We start from the raw sequence: 16784 nt of genomic DNA, 5'->3' as shown, positions 1-16784 counted from the left end.
AAGAGAGGGTATTGCACGATGAAATTTTCGATTGTGGTCAACGAGGGGCCTTACACGCATCAGGCCTCCGACAGCGCCTATCATTTCACCAAGGCGGTACTGGCGAAGGGGCACGAGGTTTTTCGCGTGTTCTTCTATCACGATGGCGTCAACAACGCGACCCGTCTGACGACGCCGCCGCAGGACGACCGCAACATCGTCAGTCGCTGGTCGAAACTGGCCCAGGGTAGCGAGCTTGACATGGTGGTCTGCGTCGCCGCCGCACAGCGTCGCGGCATCGTCGACGAGGGCGAAGCCAAGCGCAACGGCAAGGACGCCACCAACCTGGCGCCCGGCTTCCGCATCTCCGGCCTCGGTCAGTTGATCGAAGCCGGCATCCAGGCCGACCGCATCGTCGTGTTCGGCGACTAAGGGGCGAACCATGAGCGATATCAAGAAATTCATGTTCGTCAACCGCAAAGCGCCCTACGGCACCATCTACGCCCTGGAGTCGCTTGAAGTGGTGCTGATTGCCGCCGCCTTCGACCAGAACTGCTCGATGGCATTCCTCGACGACGGCGTCTATCAGCTCAAGAAGGGCCACCAGACCAAGGGCATCGAGGTCAAGGGTTTCGAGAAGACCTACGGCGCACTCGAGGACTACGACATCGAGAAGCTCTACGTCGATCAGGAATCCCTGGCCGCCCGTGGCCTCACCGCCGAGGACCTGTGCGTACCGGTGGAAGTCGTGAGTCGCGCCGAACTTGGCAAGCTGATGGAGGAGCAGGACGTCCTCCTGTCGTTCTGAGGGAAATAGCATGCTGCACATCATCAACAAGTCCCCGCTCGATCGCAATTCCCTGGACACCGTGCTTACCACGGCCGTCGGCGACGGCGCCATCCTCCTGATCGAGGACGGCGTCTACGCCGCCACCAAGGGCAACGCCTACGAGCCCAAACTCAAGGCCGCCATGGCCAAGTTCAAGGTCTACGCGCTGCAGGCCGATCTCGAAGCCCGCGGCATCGCCGATCGCGTCACCGACGGCGTCACCACCGTCGATTACGCCGGTTTCGTCGATCTCGTCGCGAACAACAAGACCAACCAGTCCTGGCTGTAATCCCCGCCCATCAAGTTACATAAATCAATCAAGGAGACACTGTAATGGCTATGATCGAAGTGAATGGCAAGTCCTACGAAGTTGACGAAGAAGGCTACCTGGTCAACCTGAACGACTGGAACGAGGACGTCGCCGTCTATCTGGCCCAGACCGAGAACGTCACGCTGACCGACCAGCACTGGGAAGTCCTCAACTTCCTGCGCGATTATTACAACGAGTTCCAGATCGCCCCGGCCGTTCGTGTGCTGACCAAGGCCATCGGCAAGAAACTCGGCGCAGAGAAGGGCAACAGCCAGTATCTGTACGAGCTGTTCCCCTACGGCCCGGCCAAGCAGGCGTGCAAGATCGCCGGCCTGGCGAAGCCCACCGGCTGCGTCTGAGCACTGCCAGTTGTCCGCCTTCGGCGGACCGCCAGCCGAAACAGCCTCCGCGCGCATTGGCGCCGGAATTTGATTTCGGGTGACGGCTCGCTGCGCACCTCGGAATGCCGCAAGGCATTCCGAGGAGCAAGCCGAAGTCGAAAAGTTGAGCGTCTTTTGCCGACGTAAATTGCCAAGCCAGGGCCGACCATGACTGCCGCGACCTACTTTTTCGCGATACTCTTTTACGCCGCGACCGCATTGCTCGTCGTCGGTCTGATCTACAAGATTGCCGATTTCGCGCGTACGCCGGCGCCGTTGCTGATTCCCACGACGCCCGCTCCGACGACGACTGGCGGCATGGTTTTTCGCATGTTTCGTGAAGTGGCCCTGTTCGAAAGCCTCTTCAAAGCCAACCTGTGGATTTGGATTTTTGGCTGGATGTTCCACATGGGCCTGTTTCTCGTGCTCGCCCGCCATCTGCGCTATTTCACCGAACCGGTGTGGTTCTGGGTCGCGTTGATCCAACCCTTCGGCCTCTATGCCGGTTTCGCCATGGCTGCCGGCCTCGGCGGCCTGTGGGCGCGCCGTTTCCTGGTCGAGCGCATCCGCTATATCTCGACCCCCTCCGATCACCTGATGCTGGCCCTGCTGCTCGGCATCGCCGTCACCGGCCTGATGATGAAGTTCGTCATGCATACCGACATCGTCGCCGTGAAGGCATTCTTCCTCGGCCTGATGCGCCTGGAAATCCAGCCGCTGCCCGAGCATCCCGGCCTCTACATTCACTTGGCGCTGGTGGCGTTGCTGATGATCGTTTTCCCGATCAGCAAGCTGCTGCACGCGCCGGGCATCTTCTTCAGCCCGACCCGCAACCAGGTGGACAACCCGCGCGAAGCACGTCACATCGCGGCCTGGGCGTCTGAGTTCGACGGCAAATAAGAAGGCCCAACAGGAGGAGACAAGAACGTGGCCGGCCCAGAAATCAAAGCACCTGCATTCCGCGAGTTCCCGACCATCCCGGCGCTGCAACCGGGGTCCATGGCCGGTTCCCAGGCATACGTCGCCAGCGAGAAGATCCAGGAGGCCATCGGCTTCCAGGGCAAGCTCGACGACGACTGGCAGGTAACCCACGACAAGGCCATCGCCAAGATGGGCGACCTGCTCGGCAAGTATCGCGGGCTCAAGGTCTTCATGGATTCCTGCGTCCATTGCGGCGCCTGTACCGACAAGTGCCACTACTTCATCGGCACCGCCGACCCCAAAAACATGCCGGTGGCGCGCCAGGAGCTGATGCGCAGCGTCTATCGCCGCTACTTCACGCTCCCCGGCAAGCTTTTCCCCAGCCTCGTCGGCGCCAAGGACCTGACCCGTGAAGTCCTCGACGACTGGTACACCTATTACTGGCAGTGTTCGGAGTGCCGGCGCTGCTCGGTTTTCTGCCCCTACGGCATCGACACTGCCGAAGTCACCATGGCCGGCCGCGCCATCCTCGATACGGTTGGCTACGGCCAGAAGTATTCGAACGAGATCATCGGCAAGGTCCACAAGATCGGCAACAACCTCGGCCTGCCCGGCCCGGCGCTGGAAAACACCCTGGAAGGACTGGAAGAGGACGTCAAGGACGCAACCGGCGTCGACGTCAAGTATCCGCTCGACGTACACGGTGCCGAGGTGCTGCTGGTCACCCCGTCGGCCGACTTCTTCGCCGAGCCGCACATCGAAAGCCTGATCGGCTACGGCAAGGTCTTCCATGCCGCCGGAATCTCCTGGACACTGTCGTCCAAGGCCTCCGAGGCCGGCAACTTCGGCATGTTCATCGGCAACTACGACCAGTTGCGCAAGATCGCGCTGCGCATCCGCGAGGCGGCGCTTGAACTCGGCGTCAAGCGCATCGTCGTCGGCGAGTGTGGTCACGCCTGGCGCGCCGCCTATGCCTTCTGGAACACGCTGACAGGCATTGGCGCCGGCGCCAACGACCCCTTCGCCATCGAACTGCAAAAGCAGCTCGATCCGAACTACAAGCAACCCTCGCACATCTGCGAAGTGACGTGGGACCTGATCCAGCAGGGCCGGCTCAAGTTCGACAAGTCCGCCAACGACGACCGCATCATCACCTTCCACGATTCCTGCAACGTGGCCCGCGCCTCGCGCATGGGCGATTACGCCGGCGGGCAGTTCGACATCCCGCGCAACATCATCAAGGCGGTGGCCAACAACTACGTTGAAATGGAGTCGTCGACCATCCGCGAGACGACCTTCTGCTGCGGCGGCGGCGGCGGCGTCCTCACCGACGAACTGATCGACCTGCGCATCAAGGGCGCCCTGCCGCGCATGGAAGCGCTAAAGCACGTCGCCGATCACGACGGGGTGAATTTCATGGCCACGATCTGCGCCATCTGCAAGGCGCAGTTCACCAAGGTCCTGCCTTATTACGGTTTCAACATGCGCCTGGTGGGCGGCGTGCATCAACTGGTAAGCACCGCCATCAAACTGGGCGACGAGCAGTAAAGAAGCACCGGATACACACAACGATTACTACGGAGACGAAGATGTCAGCCACGACCGAGACCCAAACCGAGAAGTTGACCTTCCGCAAATACAAGGACGGCGATACCAAGATCAAGCGTTGGCAGGAGCAGATTTTCCAGGCCAGCTGGTCGCACAAGTGCCCGACCTACGTCCAGTCGACCCCGCCGTGCCAGGGCTCCTGCCCGTCCGGCGAGGACATCCGCGGCTACCTCAACATCGTCCGCGGCGTCGAGAAGCCGCCGATGGGCGCCGACGGCAAGCCCGTCATGCCGTGGCAGGAATATGCCTGGCGCCGCCTGACCGAAGCCAACCCGCTGCCGGCCGTCATGGGCCGCGTCTGCCCGGCGCCGTGCGAGACCGGCTGCAACCGCAACATGGTCGAGGACCATGTCGGCATCAACTCCGTCGAGCACTTCCTCGGCGAATACGCGATTGCAAACAACCTGCAATTCAAGAAGCCCGAGAAGCTCACCGGCAAGAAGGTCGCCGTCCTCGGCGGCGGTCCCGCCGGCCTGTCCGTGGCCTACCAGCTCTCCCTCAAGGGCCACTCGGTCACCATTTTCGACGACCACGAGTTCCTCGGCGGCATGATGCGCTACGGCATTCCGGGCTATCGCACGCCGCGCGACGTCCTCGACGCCGAGATCCAGCGCATTCTCAACCTGGGTGTCGAAGTCAAGCTCAAGTGCCGGGTCGGCACCGACATCTCGATGGACCAGATCAACAAGGACTTCGACGCCGTGTTCCTCGGCATGGGCGCCCAGGGCGGCCGCCCGCTGCCCGTCGAAGGCACCGAGAACGTCAGCAACGTCGTGACCGCGACTTCGTTCCTCAAGGCCTTCAACGACGGCCGCCTCAAGCATGTCGGCAAGCGCGTCGTCGTCGTCGGCGGCGGCGACACCTCGATCGACGTCGCGACCGTGGCCCGTCGCCTCGGCCACATCACCACTTCCAAGCCGACCGACTGGGAAGGTGCGATCGCCGGCCAGATGGCCCAGGACGTCGCCGACATCTCCATGCGCCAGGGTGCCGAAGTCGTGCTGACCTCGGTCTTCCCGGTCGACAAAATGATGGCCAGCAAGCCGGAAATCGAGCACGCCCAGGCTGAAGGCATCGACATCATGGGCGGCTGGATGCCCGTTGCCGTGATCAAGGACGCCAACAACCGCGCCACCGCCCTGCGCGTCTGCCAGTGCGAGGCCAAGATGGTCGGCGGCCGCCTCGAGATCAAGAAGATCGAGGGCAGCGAAAAGGATCTGCCGGCCGACCTGATCGTTTCCGCCATCGGCCAGGCGATCGACTTCACCGGCCTGGAAGTGTTCAACAACGGCAAGGGCACCATCACTACCGACAAGGCCTACGCGGTGCAGGGCAAGCCGGGCGTCTACGCCGGCGGCGACGTCATCCGTCCCCACCTGCTGACCACCGCCATCGGCCACGGCGCCATTGCCGCCGACGGCATCGACCAGTTCCTGCTGGGCATCGAGCCCGGCCGTCGCCCCAAGATCGACGTGCATGTCTTCGACCTGATGCGCAAGCTGGCCGAAAAGGGCACGACGGTGGAAGAGGCGCGCGAACCGCTGCGCGGTACCGACAGCAGCAAGGTCGCGGTGCACAACTACGAAAACCGCTCCGACCGCTACGTCATCCCGCACGACGAACTGTTCCTCGGTCACTTCCAATACACGCCGCGCAACAAGCGCCACATCACGCATCTCAACAAGGAGTCCGCACTGGGCAACTTCGAGGAGCGTCTGGACCCGCTCGACGAGAAGCAGGCAATCAACGAGGCCAAGCGCTGCATGAGCTGCGGCCTCTGCTTCGAGTGCGACAACTGCGTCGTCTATTGCCCGCAGACCGCCGTCTATCGTGTCAAGAAGACCGAGGCCACCACGGGTCGCTACGTCGCCACCGACTACGACAAGTGCATCGGCTGCCACATCTGCCACGATGTCTGCCCCACCGGCTACATCCAGATGGGTCTGGGCGAGTAATCATCTAATCGAGCGAGCCATGCTGCGCACCTTCCGTCTTGCTGTTGGCGTGCTCTCCGCCGTCGCCGCCCTGGTCACCACCGGGGCCGTCGCCGGCGAGAGCCGCGTTCCGAAGCCCGCAATCACCATCGAGAATCCGGGCAAGTGTGTCGCGCCCGTCGAGGAGATGCGGCGCAATCACATGGACATGCTCAAGCACACGCGCGACAAGACGATGCGCGAGGGCGTCCGCGGCATGAAGACCAGCCTCAACGGCTGCATCGAGTGCCACGCCAGCAAGAAGACGGGTTCGGTGCTCGGCTCCAATGAGAATTTCTGCCAAAGCTGTCACGCCTATGCGGCGGTGAAGCTCGACTGCTGGGACTGCCACCAGCCCAAGGCCAACTACAAGGCCACGGGCACGGCCCCGGCGGATCACCCCGGCACTGCGGGAGCCAAGCCATGAGCGAGCACCACATTAACACCGAGAAGGATTCGGGCAACGGCGGTGCCTCGCGGCGCAATTTCATCGGCGCCGTCGCCGCAGCGGGTGGCCTGGCGGCGATCGCCCCCGGCATCCACCTCGTCCAGGTTTCCCAGGCCAACACCCCGCCGCGCCCCGCCGGGGAAGCGGCCAGCAAGGCGGTGCGCTGGGGCATGCTGATCGACACCACCAAGTGCGCCTCCGGCTGCACGGACTGCGTCAAGGCGTGTGCCACCGAAAACGGTATCAACGAGACCGTCAAGGACGCACGTCAGGGTTCGCAGTGGATCCGCAAGATCGACATCAAGGAAGTCAAGACCGGCCGCACCCACTCGCTGCCGATGTTGTGCCAGCATTGCGCCAATCCGCCCTGCGTCGATGTCTGCCCCACCGGCGCGTCGATGAAGCGCGCCGACGGCATCGTGCTGGTCGACCGCCACATCTGCATCGGCTGCCGCTACTGCATGATGGCCTGCCCCTACAAAGCCCGCTCCTTCGTGCACCAGCCGCTGACCGAGCAGAACCCGGAAGTGCCTCGCGGCCAGGGCTGTGTCGAGTCCTGCACCTTCTGCGTCCATCGCGTGGACAAGGGCCAGATCCCGGCCTGCGTCGAAACCTGCACCAAGGAAGGCCACAACGCCATGCTCTTCGGCGACCTCAACGACCCGAACAGCGAAATTTCGCGCCGCGTCGCGCAGGTCACCACCACCCAGGTCCGCGCCGACCTCAAGCTCGACCTCGGCGTGCGCTACCAAGGAATCTGACGGCCATGAAGATCGAGCAATACACCCCCGCGGAAGAACGCCTGTTCTACATCCTGCTGGCACTCGGCGGCCTGGTCAGCGCCCTCGGCCTGGCTGCTGCCTATTACATGGAGCATTCCGGCCACGTCGTCACCGGCATGACCAACCAGGTGTTCTGGGGCCTGCCCCACGTTTTCGGCATATTCCTGATCGTCGCCGCCTCGGGGGTGCTCAACGTCGCCTCGATCGGCTCGGTCTTCGGCAAGAAGGCCTACAAGCCCCGCGCACCGTTGTCCGGCCTGCTGGCGATCATCATGCTGGCCGCCGGCCTCGCCATCATCATGCTCGATCTGGGACGCGCCGACCGCGTTCTCATCGCCGCGACCCATGTCAATCTGACCTCTGTGTTCGGCTGGAACATGATCCTCTACCCCGTGTTCTTCGGCCTGGTCGGTCTCTATCTGTGGACCCTGATGGATCGCCGCATGAACGCCTACTACAAGGCCGCCGGCTTCTCTGCCTTCATTTGGCGTCTGGTCATGACCACCGGCACCGGTTCCATCTTCGGCTTCGTCGTCGCTCGCCAGGCCTACCAGTCGGCGATTCTCGCCCCGATGTTCATCATCATGTCCTTCGCATGGGGCCTGGCCGTGTTCCTGCTGGTGCAGCGATCGATGTACGCCTGGAACAACATGGAACTGAACCCGGCATTGCGGCAGCGGCTGAAGAACCTGCTCGGCACCTTCATCACCGCCGTGCTCTATTTCGTCATCGTCTACCACCTGACCAACATTTACTACGCCAAGGAAACTGCCTTCGAGCACTTCATCCTCGTCAGCGGCGGGGTGTATCCGCTGCTGTTCTGGGGCGGCTATGTGGTGGTCGGCACGCTGCTGCCGCTGTTCCTGCTCTACCATCCCGCGATCTGGCAAAAGTCCGGCGCCGTTTCCTTTGCCGCCGCACTGACCATCATCGGCGGACTTTGCCAGCTCTACGTCTTCATCATCGGTGGCCAGGCCTTCCCGCTGGAGATGTTCCCGGGCATGGAAGTCACCAGCACCTTCTTCGACGGCGCCATCGGCACCTACGTTCCGAGCGTGCCGGAAATCCTCCTCAGCCTCAGCGGCATCGGCATTGGCTTCACCCTGACCGTGATCGGTGTGCGCGTACTGCGCTTCCTGCCTCAGGACGATGTGGCCATGCTGAAGGACGCCGGCTACCTGCACGACTGAACGACCGTGGCGGCGGGGCGCTGCCCCGCCGCGCGCGCCGACGACACATGGGACACTCCATGCATCGCTTCCTCGTTTCGGCCGCGCACAAGTCCTCCGGAAAGACCACGCTCAGCATAGGGCTCGCCGCGGCGTTGCGCCAGCGCCGACTTTCCGTGCAGCCATTCAAGAAGGGACCGGACTATATCGACCCGTTGTGGCTCGGCCTGGCCGCCGGCCGCAGCTGCTGCAACCTCGACTTCTTCCTTTCCCCTGACGACGAGATCCGCGCCCAGTTCGCGCGCCACGGCTACGACGTCGATGTCTGCCTCGTCGAAGGCAACAAGGGCCTTTACGACGGCCTCGACCTGAAAGGCTCCAACAGCAACGCCGCCCTGGCGCGGCTGCTCGATCTGCCGGTCATTCTGGTCCTCGACGCCCGCGGCATGACGCGCGGCATCGCCCCGCTGATCCTCGGCTACCAGGCCTTCGACCGCGAAATCAACATCGCCGGCGTGATCCTCAACCGCCTCGGCGGCCATCGCCACGAATCCAAGTTGCGCGCGGTGATCGAGCATTACACCGACGTTCCCGTCATCGGCGCCGTGCAGGAAGATGCGCGACTGGCCCTGGTGGAGCGCCATCTCGGCCTGATGCCCGCCAACGAAACCGGTGCCGCCGAGCGGCATGTCGCCGAGATCGCACAAGTGGTGGCGCAGCAGGTCGACCTTGAGAAGCTGCTGGCGGCGACCGCCACGACGAACCCCCTGCCCCAGCCGCTGCCCCTGCGGGCATCGAGCGAGACACCGGTACACATCGCCATCGCCCGCGATGCCGCCTTCGGCTTCTACTACGCGGACGACCTCCTGGCGCTGCAGGCAGCCGGCGCCGAACTGGTATCGTTCGATGCCCGTCGCGACGCCCACTTGCCGGCCTGCGACGGAATTTTCATCGGTGGCGGCTTCCCCGAAAGTTTCATGGACGAACTCGAGGCGAATGCCACGCTGCGGGCCGAGATTCTCGACGCGATCGAGACCGGACTCCCCGCCTATGCCGAATGCGGGGGACTCATGTACCTGGCCCGGAGCATCGCCTGGAAGGGCCAGCGCCGCCGCATGGTCGGCGCCATCGCCGGCGATATCGTCATGCACGAGAAGCCGGTCGGCCGCGGCTACGTCGTGCTGCAGCCCGGTGCCGCGCACCCCTGGGGACAGCGCGATGCCGCGGCCGAGCAGCCGCCGTTGCGGGCCCACGAGTTCCACTATTCCAGCATCGAGAACCTGCCGGCCGACACCACCTTCGCCTACACCATGCTGCGAGGCCACGGGGTTGACGGCCGGCACGATGGCATCATTTACAAGAACCTGCTCGCTTCCTACACCCACCTGCGCGCCACCGCGGGCTGCGACTGGCCGACACGCTTCGTCCAGTTCGTCCGCTCGGCACGCAAGGGCAAGGACCAGCGGGCCCAACCGGAGAGCCACCCATGTTCAAGATAACCGACGCTGCCGCCGAGCAGATCCGCCGTGCCGCCGAGAGCCAGCAGCAGCCCGGCGAGGATGAGGTCATTGGCCTGCGCATCGCCGCCAAGGTCGACGAGGACGGCGAACTCGCCTACGGCATGGGTTTCGACGAGGAGCGCGAGAATGACGTCAAGGTCGAAAGCGCCGGCATTACCGTGCTGATCGCCCCACACAGCAAGGAACTGCTGGCAGGCGCCATGCTCGATTTCGTCGAGCTCAACCCGGGCGAGTTCCAGTTCGTCTTCTTCAACCCCAACGAGCCGGCACCGATGGCGACCGGCTGCGGCAGCGGCAGCGCGAATCGCGGTGGTGGCTGCGGCGGCTGCGGTGGCGGCAGCGGCGGTGGCTGCGGCTGACGACAACCCATCACCTACCCTATGACCTACGTTCCCCGTCCCCCCGCTCAACCCGGCACTGTCTATCTGGTCGGCGCCGGCCCCGGCGATCCAGAATTGCTGACCCAGCGTGCCGCCCGCCTCATCGGCGAAGTCGATGTGCTGGTCTATGACAATCTGGTCGCACCGGATATCCTCGAACTGGCCCGCCCCGACGCCGAGAAGATCTATGCCGGCAAGGAGCGCGGCCACCATTCCGTGCCGCAGGACGATCTCAACCTGCTGCTGGTCAAGCTGGCACAGGCGGGCAAGAGCGTGCTGCGTCTCAAGGGCGGTGATCCGTATACCTTCGGCCGTGGCGGCGAGGAAGTGGAGACGCTCTTCGCCCACGGCGTGCCGTTCGAGGTGGTGCCCGGCATCACCGCAGCGGCCGGCGTCGCCGCCTATGCCGGCATTCCGCTGACCCATCGCGACTATGCCCAGGCCTGCGTGTTCGTGACCGGCCATCTCAAGGACGGCACCATGAACCTCGACTGGGAGGGATTGGCGCGGCCGCGACAGACCGTGGTCATCTACATGGGGCTGCACGGCCTGCCCTACCTCTGCGAGCAGTTCATCAACCACGGCCTGCCCGCCGACTGGCCCGCTGCCATCGTCCAGCAGGGCACCACGCGCAACCACCGCGTCGTCACCGGCACGCTGGCCACCCTCCCCGACCTGGCCGTCAAGGCGCAGTTGAAGGCGCCGACGCTGATCATGATCGGCGAAGTGGTCAAGCTGCATCCCAAGCTGGTCTGGTTCAAGCCCAGCTGACCCGCCCTCTTCCGGCCCATCCAGGGCTCGCATTGCACTGCTCGCCCGTGTCGGCGGCGCAAGGCGATGCCTTGCGAAACCCCGCCTCAACCCCTAGCGGGCGGGGCGACAACGGGCCTGCGGTAGCAGGCAGTTTCTTCCTGCGAAGCCTGGTTCGTTGGACGCCCACAGGGCGGCACTTCTTACTGCTTCTTGGCCTGGGCCGACTTGTGTTCGATGGCGAAGACCGCGGCCTCGACGCGCGAGGTGAGGTTGAGCTTGGAGAGGATGTGGCGCACGTGCAACTTGACGGTGTCGTGGCTGATGTCGAGTATGCGGGCGATGGCCTTGTTCGACAGGCCCTGCGCCAGGTAGTCGAGGATCTCGCGCTCGCGGGCGGTGAGCTGCTTGAGCGCATCCGACTTGCCGTCCGTCGCGGCACCGCCACCCTGCAGCAGATGTACCAGCTTGAGCGTCATCGCCGGCGCCACGACGGTCTCGCCGCGTACCGCGCGCTGCACGGCGTCGACCACGTCGTCGGGTTCCATGTCCTTGAGCAGGTAGCCCTGCGCCCCTGCCCGCAGCGCCGCGGCGAGATCCTCCTCGGCATCCGACACGGTGAGGATAAGCACCGGCCCCGGCCACTGCTCGGTGCGGATCTGCCGCAGCAGCGCAAGTCCGCCGTTTGGGGGCATGTTGAGGTCGGTGATGACCACGTCGGGCTGGGTTTCGGCGAGCAGGCGCATGGCATCGGCGGCATTGCCGGCGATGCCGGCCACCTTGATGTCGCCGCGCTGTTCCAGCAGTTCGGCCAGGCCTTTGCGGAACAGGGTGTGGTCGTCGACGAGCAGGACGGACAGTTGCTTGGTTTCGCTCATTGGGGTCAGGCTCGGCCGGCGAGCACGGGGAAAGTCAGGCGCACGCGAAAGCCGCCGGCAGGAAGATTGGCCACCTCGACGCGGCCACCGATCTTGCGGGCGCGCTCGCGCATGATGGTGAGGCCGAAGTGGTCGCGCAGCTTGGGATGCTCCTCGAAGCCGCTGGTGCGGTTGGCGATGGCGAAGAAGCCCTGACCGCCGCGGCCGTTGTCCTCGACCGTGGCGACGTAGTAGTCGCCGGCCCCCTCGAACGCCAGTCGTGCCCGCGTCGCGCCCGAGTGGCGGGCGACATTGGCCAGTGCCTCCTGGATGATGAAGAAGACCTGCGCCTCCTGATCCACCGACAGGCGGAAATCGGCGACGCGGTTCTGGTAGTCGAGCTCGATGCCGGTGCGATCGCGGAAGTTGGCGACGAGGCCGGCGACGGCGGCCACCAGGCCCATCGGGTCCATGCGGTTGCGGAACTGCGACAGCAGCTCGCGCAGCTGGGCATAGGCCTCGTCGAGGGCCTGGCCGAGGTCGCCGGCGTACTTGTTGGCCTTGTCCGTCTCCGCATCGATCAGCGCATCCTGCAGCAGGGCGATGCGCATCTTCATGTAGGCCAGCGTCTGCGCCAGCGAGTCGTGCACCTCGGCGGCCATCATCTGCCGCTCGTTCATCAGCGTGATGCGCAGGTTCTCGCGCTTGAGGCGGGCGTTCTCCAGCGCCATGCCGAGGTGCTCGCCGATGGAGCGGAACAGCAGCGCGACTTCCTCGGGCAGTTCGAAACGGTCGGGCAGGAACAGGTTGTAGGTGCCGAGCAGGCGGCCCTGGTTCTGCAGCGGCACCACGACCATGGCCTGGCATTCGCGACCGAAGTAGGGGTGATGGGTGCGTTCGGCACAGACGGCGAGGTCGATCTCGTAGCGCGAGCGGTTGTCGCGCACCGCGCTGCCGCAGTGGCCGCAATCGACCGGCACCAGCCGCTCGTGCTCGACCACCTCGTGCGGCAGGCCGCGGGCCCCGACCAGCCGCAGGTGGCGGCCGTCCGAGGTCAGGACCCGCACTGCCCCCGCGCTGGCATTGGCCAGGCGGATCATGGTGCCGAGAAAGCGGCCAAGCAGTTCCTCGACATCGTCCTCGTCGGCGAGACTCGCCGACACCTCGGAGATGATGTGGAGGGCCTCGAGATGGTAGTTGCCGCTCGCGTCGAGTTCCGTGCCCTCGGCCGGGACCGGCCGTGCCACCGCCGGGTTCATGCGTCCATCCGCATCGAAGCGTTCTTCATGGCGCTATGGTAGCCGAAACGCACGCCGCCGGCTCAGGCCGGCAGCGGCCACGCGTTGGAGAAGATCTTTTCCGCCCAGAGCAGACCGGCGACGGTCTTGCCATCGGTGATGTCGCCGTCACGGATGGCGGCGATGGCGTCGGCCAGCGACAGTTCGATCACCTCGAGAAACTCCTCGTGGTCGCGCTCATGGCCGACATAGGAGAGACCGTGGGCAAGAAAGATCTCGATGCGTTCATCGGAGTAGCCGATGCAGGGGTGGATGGTCGCGATATGGCGCCAGGTCCTGGCCTTGTAGCCGGTTTCCTCGCGCAGCTCACGCCGTGCCGTGTCGAGAATGTGCTCGCCGGCATCGATCTTTCCCGCCGGCAGTTCGAGGAACACGCGCTGCAGCGGATGACGGTACTGGCGTTCGAACAGCAGCCTGCCATTGTCGAGGCTGGCGATGACCATCACCGCACCCGGATGCATCACCACCTCGCGCACGCTCTCGCCGCCGCCGGGCAGGCGGACGCGGTCGGAGCGGATGTGCAGCAGCTTGCCCTTGAATACCTCTGCGCTGGCGATCGTCTCTTCGCTCAGGTGCTCGTCCACGGGCCTTCCGTCACATCGAGCGCACGAGGGCGTAGGCACACAGGGACATGATGGCCTGCGGGAAGATGCCGAACAGCGCCACGGCGATGCCGTTGGCGGAGAGCAGCACGCGCATGTCGAGCGGTGCGACGATCGGCGCGGCATCGGTCGGCGCGTCGAAGTACATCAGCTTGACCACGCGCAGGTAGTAGAAGGCACCGACCAGCGAGAACATCACCGCGATCACGGCGACGACGATGTAACCGGCATTGACGGCCATCAGCAGCACCGAGAACTTGGCGAAAAAGCCGATGAAGAACGGAATGCCGGCCATGGAGAACATTAGCACCATCATCACCGCGGCGAACCAGGGGCTGCGGCGGTTAAGGCCCTTGAAGTCCTCGAGATTCTCGGCCTCATAGCCGGCACGCGACAGCAGGAGAACCATGCCGAAGGAACCGAGCGACATCAGCACGTAGGCGACGACGTAGTACATCGCGGCGCTATAGGCCGGAATCATGTAACTCGGATCGCCACCGACGATGCCACTCATCAGCGCCAGCAGCATGAAGCCCATGTGCGAGATCGCCGAATAGGCCAGCATGCGCTTGATGTTGGTCTGGGCGATGGCGGCGAGGTTGCCCAGGCCGATCGACAAGACCGCCATGATCATCAGCATGACCTGCCAGTGATGCGCCAGCGGGAACAGGCCATAGACCAGCAGACGCAAGGCCATGGCGAAGGCGGCGATCTTCGGTGCCGAACCGATGAACAGGGTTATCGCCGTGGGCGCGCCGTGATAGACGTCGGGAATCCACATGTGGAAAGGCACGGCGCCGAGCTTGAAGGCGATGCCCGAGACGAGGAAGACCAGACCGAACACCAGCACCGTCTTGTTGGCGCTGCCAGCGACGATGGCCTGGGCGATGCCGCCGATCTGCAGTGTGGCGGTGGCGCCGTAGATCATCGACATGCCGTAGAGCAGCAGGCCGGAGGCGAGTGCGCCGAGGACGAAATATTTCATCGCCGCCTCGGTGGCCCGCGGGGAGTCACGGTCGATCGCCACCAGCGCGTAGAGCGACAGCGACAGCAGTTCGAGGCCGATATAGACGGAGAGCAGGTGCGCCGCCGAGATCATCACCATCATGCCCAGCGTCGCACACAGCAGCAGCACGTAGTACTCGCCACGATCGAGGCCGCGCGCCTTCAGGTAGTCGCGGCTGTAGACCAGTACCGCGATCACCGAAACATAGAGCATCAGTTTGAGGAAGTCCGCCAACAGGTCGTCGATGAACATGTCGCTGAAGGTCAGCACCGACTGTCCATCCATGGTGTTGTAGGTGATGGCGGCGCAGCCGAGCAGGGTCGTCACCGTCAACAGTGCCGTGATCCAGCGCTGCGCCTGGCCGAGGAACAGGTCCACCAGCAGGATGACGCAGATCATCAGCGCCAGGAACAGTTCGGGCGCAGCGGGGTAGAGATCGGGGACGACGAAATTCGCGAGCATCTTGTTCTCGTGCGCCTTAGAGCTTGCTCACCGCGACGTGCTTGAGCAGATTATCCACCGAGGCATGCATGACGTCGGTGAAGGGGAAGGGATAGATGCCCATGGCCAGCACGGCCAGCGCCAGCAGGCCGAGCACCAGCAATTCGCGGCTGTTGATGTCGGAAAGCTGCCGGACGTGGTCGTTGCCGACGGTGCCGAAGGCGACGCGCTTGACCATCCACAGCGTATAGGCGGCGCCGAGGATCAGCGTGGTGGCGGCGGCGAAGCCAACCCAGAAATTGAACTTGATGGCGCCGAGGATGACCATGAATTCGCCGACGAAGCCGGAAGTGGCTGGCAGGCCGGAGTTGGCCATGGCGAAGAAGAGGAACAGCGCGGCGAACTTCGGCATGGTGTTGATCACGCCACCGTAGTCGGCGATGTTGCGCGAGTGCATGCGGTCGTACATGACGCCGATGCAGAGGAACATCGCGCCGGAGACGAAGCCGTGGGAGATCATCTGCACCAGCGCGCCCTCGACGCCGAGCTGGTTGAAGATGAAGAAGCCGAGGGTGACGAAGCCCATGTGCGAGATCGAGGAGTAGGCCACCAGCTTCTTCATGTCGGTCTGCACCAGCGCGACGAAGCCGATATAGACGACCGCGATCAGCGACAGCGTGATCATCAGCGGCGCCAGGTACTGGCTGGCATCGGGCGCTATCGGCAGCGAGAAACGGACGAAGCCGTAGGCGCCGAGCTTCAGCATGATCGCCGCCAGAACCACCGAGCCGCCGGTCGGCGCCTCGACGTGGGCGTCGGGCAGCCACGTATGCACCGGCCACATCGGCACCTTGACGGCGAAGGCGACGAGGAAGGCGACGAACAGCAGGATCTGCGGCGTCATCTCCAGGCGCACCTGGTGCCACTCGAGCAGGTTGAAACTGCCGCCCGAGGCGAGGTAGAGGTAGATCAGCGCGATCAGCATCAGCAGCGAGCCGAGCAGCGTATAGAGGAAGAACTTGAATGCCGCGTAGACGCGTTTGGGGCCGCCCCAGACGCCGATGATGAGGTACATCGGAATCAGCGAGGCCTCGAAGAAGACGTAGAAGAGCATGGCATCGAGGGCGCAGAAGATGCCGTTCATCAGGCCCGACATGATGAGGAAGGCGCCCATGTACTGCGCCTGCTTCTCCTCGATCACCGTCCAGCCGGCCAGCACCACCAGCACGGTGATGAAGCTGTTGAGCAGGATGAACAGCACCGAAATGCCGTCGACGCCGAGCAGGTAATGAATGTTGAGGCCGGGGATCCACGGCGCCTGCTCGACGAACTGCATGCCGGCCTGCGTCCGGTCGAAACCGGCGTAGAGCGGGAGGGTGACGAGGAAACCGGCCACGGCGACGACCAGGGCAAGCCAGCGCATGGCATCGCGGCGCTCGCTGCCCGTGGCGAGGACGGCGAAGGCGCCGAAAATCGGCAGCCAGATGGCAAGGCTCAGCAGTTGGGAACTCATCTCTCTGTATTCTTCCTG

The 16784-nt window shown here is 64.2% G+C and carries 17 protein-coding genes and 1 pseudogene; 13 read left to right on the top strand and 5 right to left on the bottom strand.

The window, feature by feature from the left end:
* Positions 1 to 18: 18 nt before the first annotated feature.
* The 13 genes and pseudogenes from tusD to cobA all read left to right on the top strand — a co-directional run.
* Positions 19 to 411, top strand: coding sequence for a sulfurtransferase complex subunit TusD (gene tusD / locus EJE94_RS08225; protein WP_121242273.1), 393 nt, complete (start codon positions 19 to 21; stop codon positions 409 to 411).
* Positions 412 to 421: 10 nt separating this feature from the next.
* A complete protein-coding gene (gene tusC / locus EJE94_RS08220) occupies positions 422 to 787 on the top strand; it encodes a sulfurtransferase complex subunit TusC (RefSeq protein ID WP_121242274.1) in 366 nt (121 codons plus the stop codon).
* A 10-nt stretch (positions 788 to 797) separates the two neighbouring features.
* Positions 798 to 1097: a sulfurtransferase complex subunit TusB gene (gene tusB / locus EJE94_RS08215; protein ID WP_121242275.1), complete on the top strand. Its 300-nt coding sequence runs from the start codon at positions 798 to 800 to the stop codon at positions 1095 to 1097.
* 44 nt (positions 1098 to 1141) lie between these two features.
* The gene (locus tag EJE94_RS08210; RefSeq protein WP_121242276.1) at positions 1142 to 1477 is read left to right on the top strand and encodes a TusE/DsrC/DsvC family sulfur relay protein; all 336 of its coding nucleotides are present in this window, start codon (positions 1142 to 1144) and stop codon (positions 1475 to 1477) included.
* Positions 1478 to 1666: 189 nt separating this feature from the next.
* Positions 1667 to 2398 carry a respiratory nitrate reductase subunit gamma gene (locus EJE94_RS08205; protein ID WP_121242277.1) on the top strand — a complete coding sequence of 244 codons (732 nt, stop codon included), beginning with the start codon at positions 1667 to 1669 and terminating at the stop codon, positions 2396 to 2398.
* A 27-nt stretch (positions 2399 to 2425) separates the two neighbouring features.
* Complete coding sequence (gene dsrK / locus EJE94_RS08200) at positions 2426 to 3967, top strand: sulfate reduction electron transfer complex DsrMKJOP subunit DsrK (protein ID WP_243642560.1); 1542 nt, start codon at positions 2426 to 2428, stop codon at positions 3965 to 3967.
* Between the two features lie 41 nt (positions 3968 to 4008).
* Positions 4009 to 5982 (top strand): NAD(P)-binding protein, encoded by a 1974-nt coding sequence (locus EJE94_RS08195; protein ID WP_121242279.1) that lies wholly within the window; start codon positions 4009 to 4011, stop codon positions 5980 to 5982.
* 19 nt (positions 5983 to 6001) lie between these two features.
* Complete coding sequence (locus EJE94_RS08190) at positions 6002 to 6427, top strand: Hdr-like menaquinol oxidoreductase cytochrome c subunit (protein ID WP_121242280.1); 426 nt, start codon at positions 6002 to 6004, stop codon at positions 6425 to 6427.
* Positions 6424 to 7209: a sulfate reduction electron transfer complex DsrMKJOP subunit DsrO gene (gene dsrO, locus EJE94_RS08185; protein WP_121242281.1), complete on the top strand. Its 786-nt coding sequence runs from the start codon at positions 6424 to 6426 to the stop codon at positions 7207 to 7209. Before EJE94_RS08190 ends, dsrO begins: the two co-directional genes overlap by 4 nt.
* Positions 7210 to 7214: 5 nt before the next feature.
* On the top strand, positions 7215 to 8420 hold the full coding sequence (gene nrfD, locus EJE94_RS08180) for an NrfD/PsrC family molybdoenzyme membrane anchor subunit (protein WP_121242282.1): 1206 nt from the start codon (positions 7215 to 7217) through the stop codon (positions 8418 to 8420).
* Positions 8421 to 8479: 59 nt separating this feature from the next.
* Positions 8480 to 9898, top strand: coding sequence for a cobyrinic acid a,c-diamide synthase CobB (locus tag EJE94_RS08175; RefSeq protein ID WP_121242283.1), 1419 nt, complete (start codon positions 8480 to 8482; stop codon positions 9896 to 9898).
* Positions 9886 to 10278 (top strand): HesB/IscA family protein, encoded by a 393-nt coding sequence (locus EJE94_RS08170; RefSeq protein WP_121242284.1) that lies wholly within the window; start codon positions 9886 to 9888, stop codon positions 10276 to 10278. The genes EJE94_RS08175 and EJE94_RS08170 overlap by 13 nt, the downstream gene beginning before the upstream one ends.
* Before the next feature lie 54 nt (positions 10279 to 10332).
* Positions 10333 to 11070: pseudogene (gene cobA, locus EJE94_RS08165) on the top strand (uroporphyrinogen-III C-methyltransferase); the annotation flags it as partial.
* 182 nt (positions 11071 to 11252) lie between these two features.
* Here cobA and EJE94_RS08160 read toward each other — a convergent pair.
* From EJE94_RS08160 to EJE94_RS08140, 5 genes are all read right to left on the bottom strand, one after another.
* Positions 11253 to 11927: a response regulator gene (locus EJE94_RS08160; RefSeq protein WP_121242286.1), complete on the bottom strand. Its 675-nt coding sequence runs from the start codon at positions 11925 to 11927 to the stop codon at positions 11253 to 11255.
* Between the two features lie 5 nt (positions 11928 to 11932).
* Positions 11933 to 13165 carry a GAF domain-containing sensor histidine kinase gene (locus tag EJE94_RS08155; protein ID WP_121242287.1) on the bottom strand — a complete coding sequence of 411 codons (1233 nt, stop codon included), beginning with the start codon at positions 13163 to 13165 and terminating at the stop codon, positions 11933 to 11935.
* A 62-nt stretch (positions 13166 to 13227) separates the two neighbouring features.
* Entirely contained in the window at positions 13228 to 13788 is a 561-nt protein-coding gene (locus EJE94_RS08150; protein WP_121242288.1) for an NUDIX domain-containing protein, read from the bottom strand.
* 10 nt (positions 13789 to 13798) lie between these two features.
* Positions 13799 to 15274, bottom strand: coding sequence for an NADH-quinone oxidoreductase subunit NuoN (nuoN, locus tag EJE94_RS08145; protein ID WP_121242289.1), 1476 nt, complete (start codon positions 15272 to 15274; stop codon positions 13799 to 13801).
* A gap of 16 nt (positions 15275 to 15290) precedes the next feature.
* Complete coding sequence (locus EJE94_RS08140; RefSeq protein ID WP_121242290.1) at positions 15291 to 16766, bottom strand: NADH-quinone oxidoreductase subunit M; 1476 nt, start codon at positions 16764 to 16766, stop codon at positions 15291 to 15293.
* Positions 16767 to 16784 lie beyond the last annotated feature (18 nt).

The sequence above is a fragment of the Sulfurisoma sediminicola genome (genome assembly GCF_003865015.1).
Lineage (GTDB): Bacteria > Pseudomonadota > Gammaproteobacteria > Burkholderiales > Rhodocyclaceae > Sulfurisoma > Sulfurisoma sediminicola.
The sequence above is the reverse complement of the archived record's forward strand: the minus strand, read 5'-3'. Positions and strand labels throughout refer to the sequence as shown.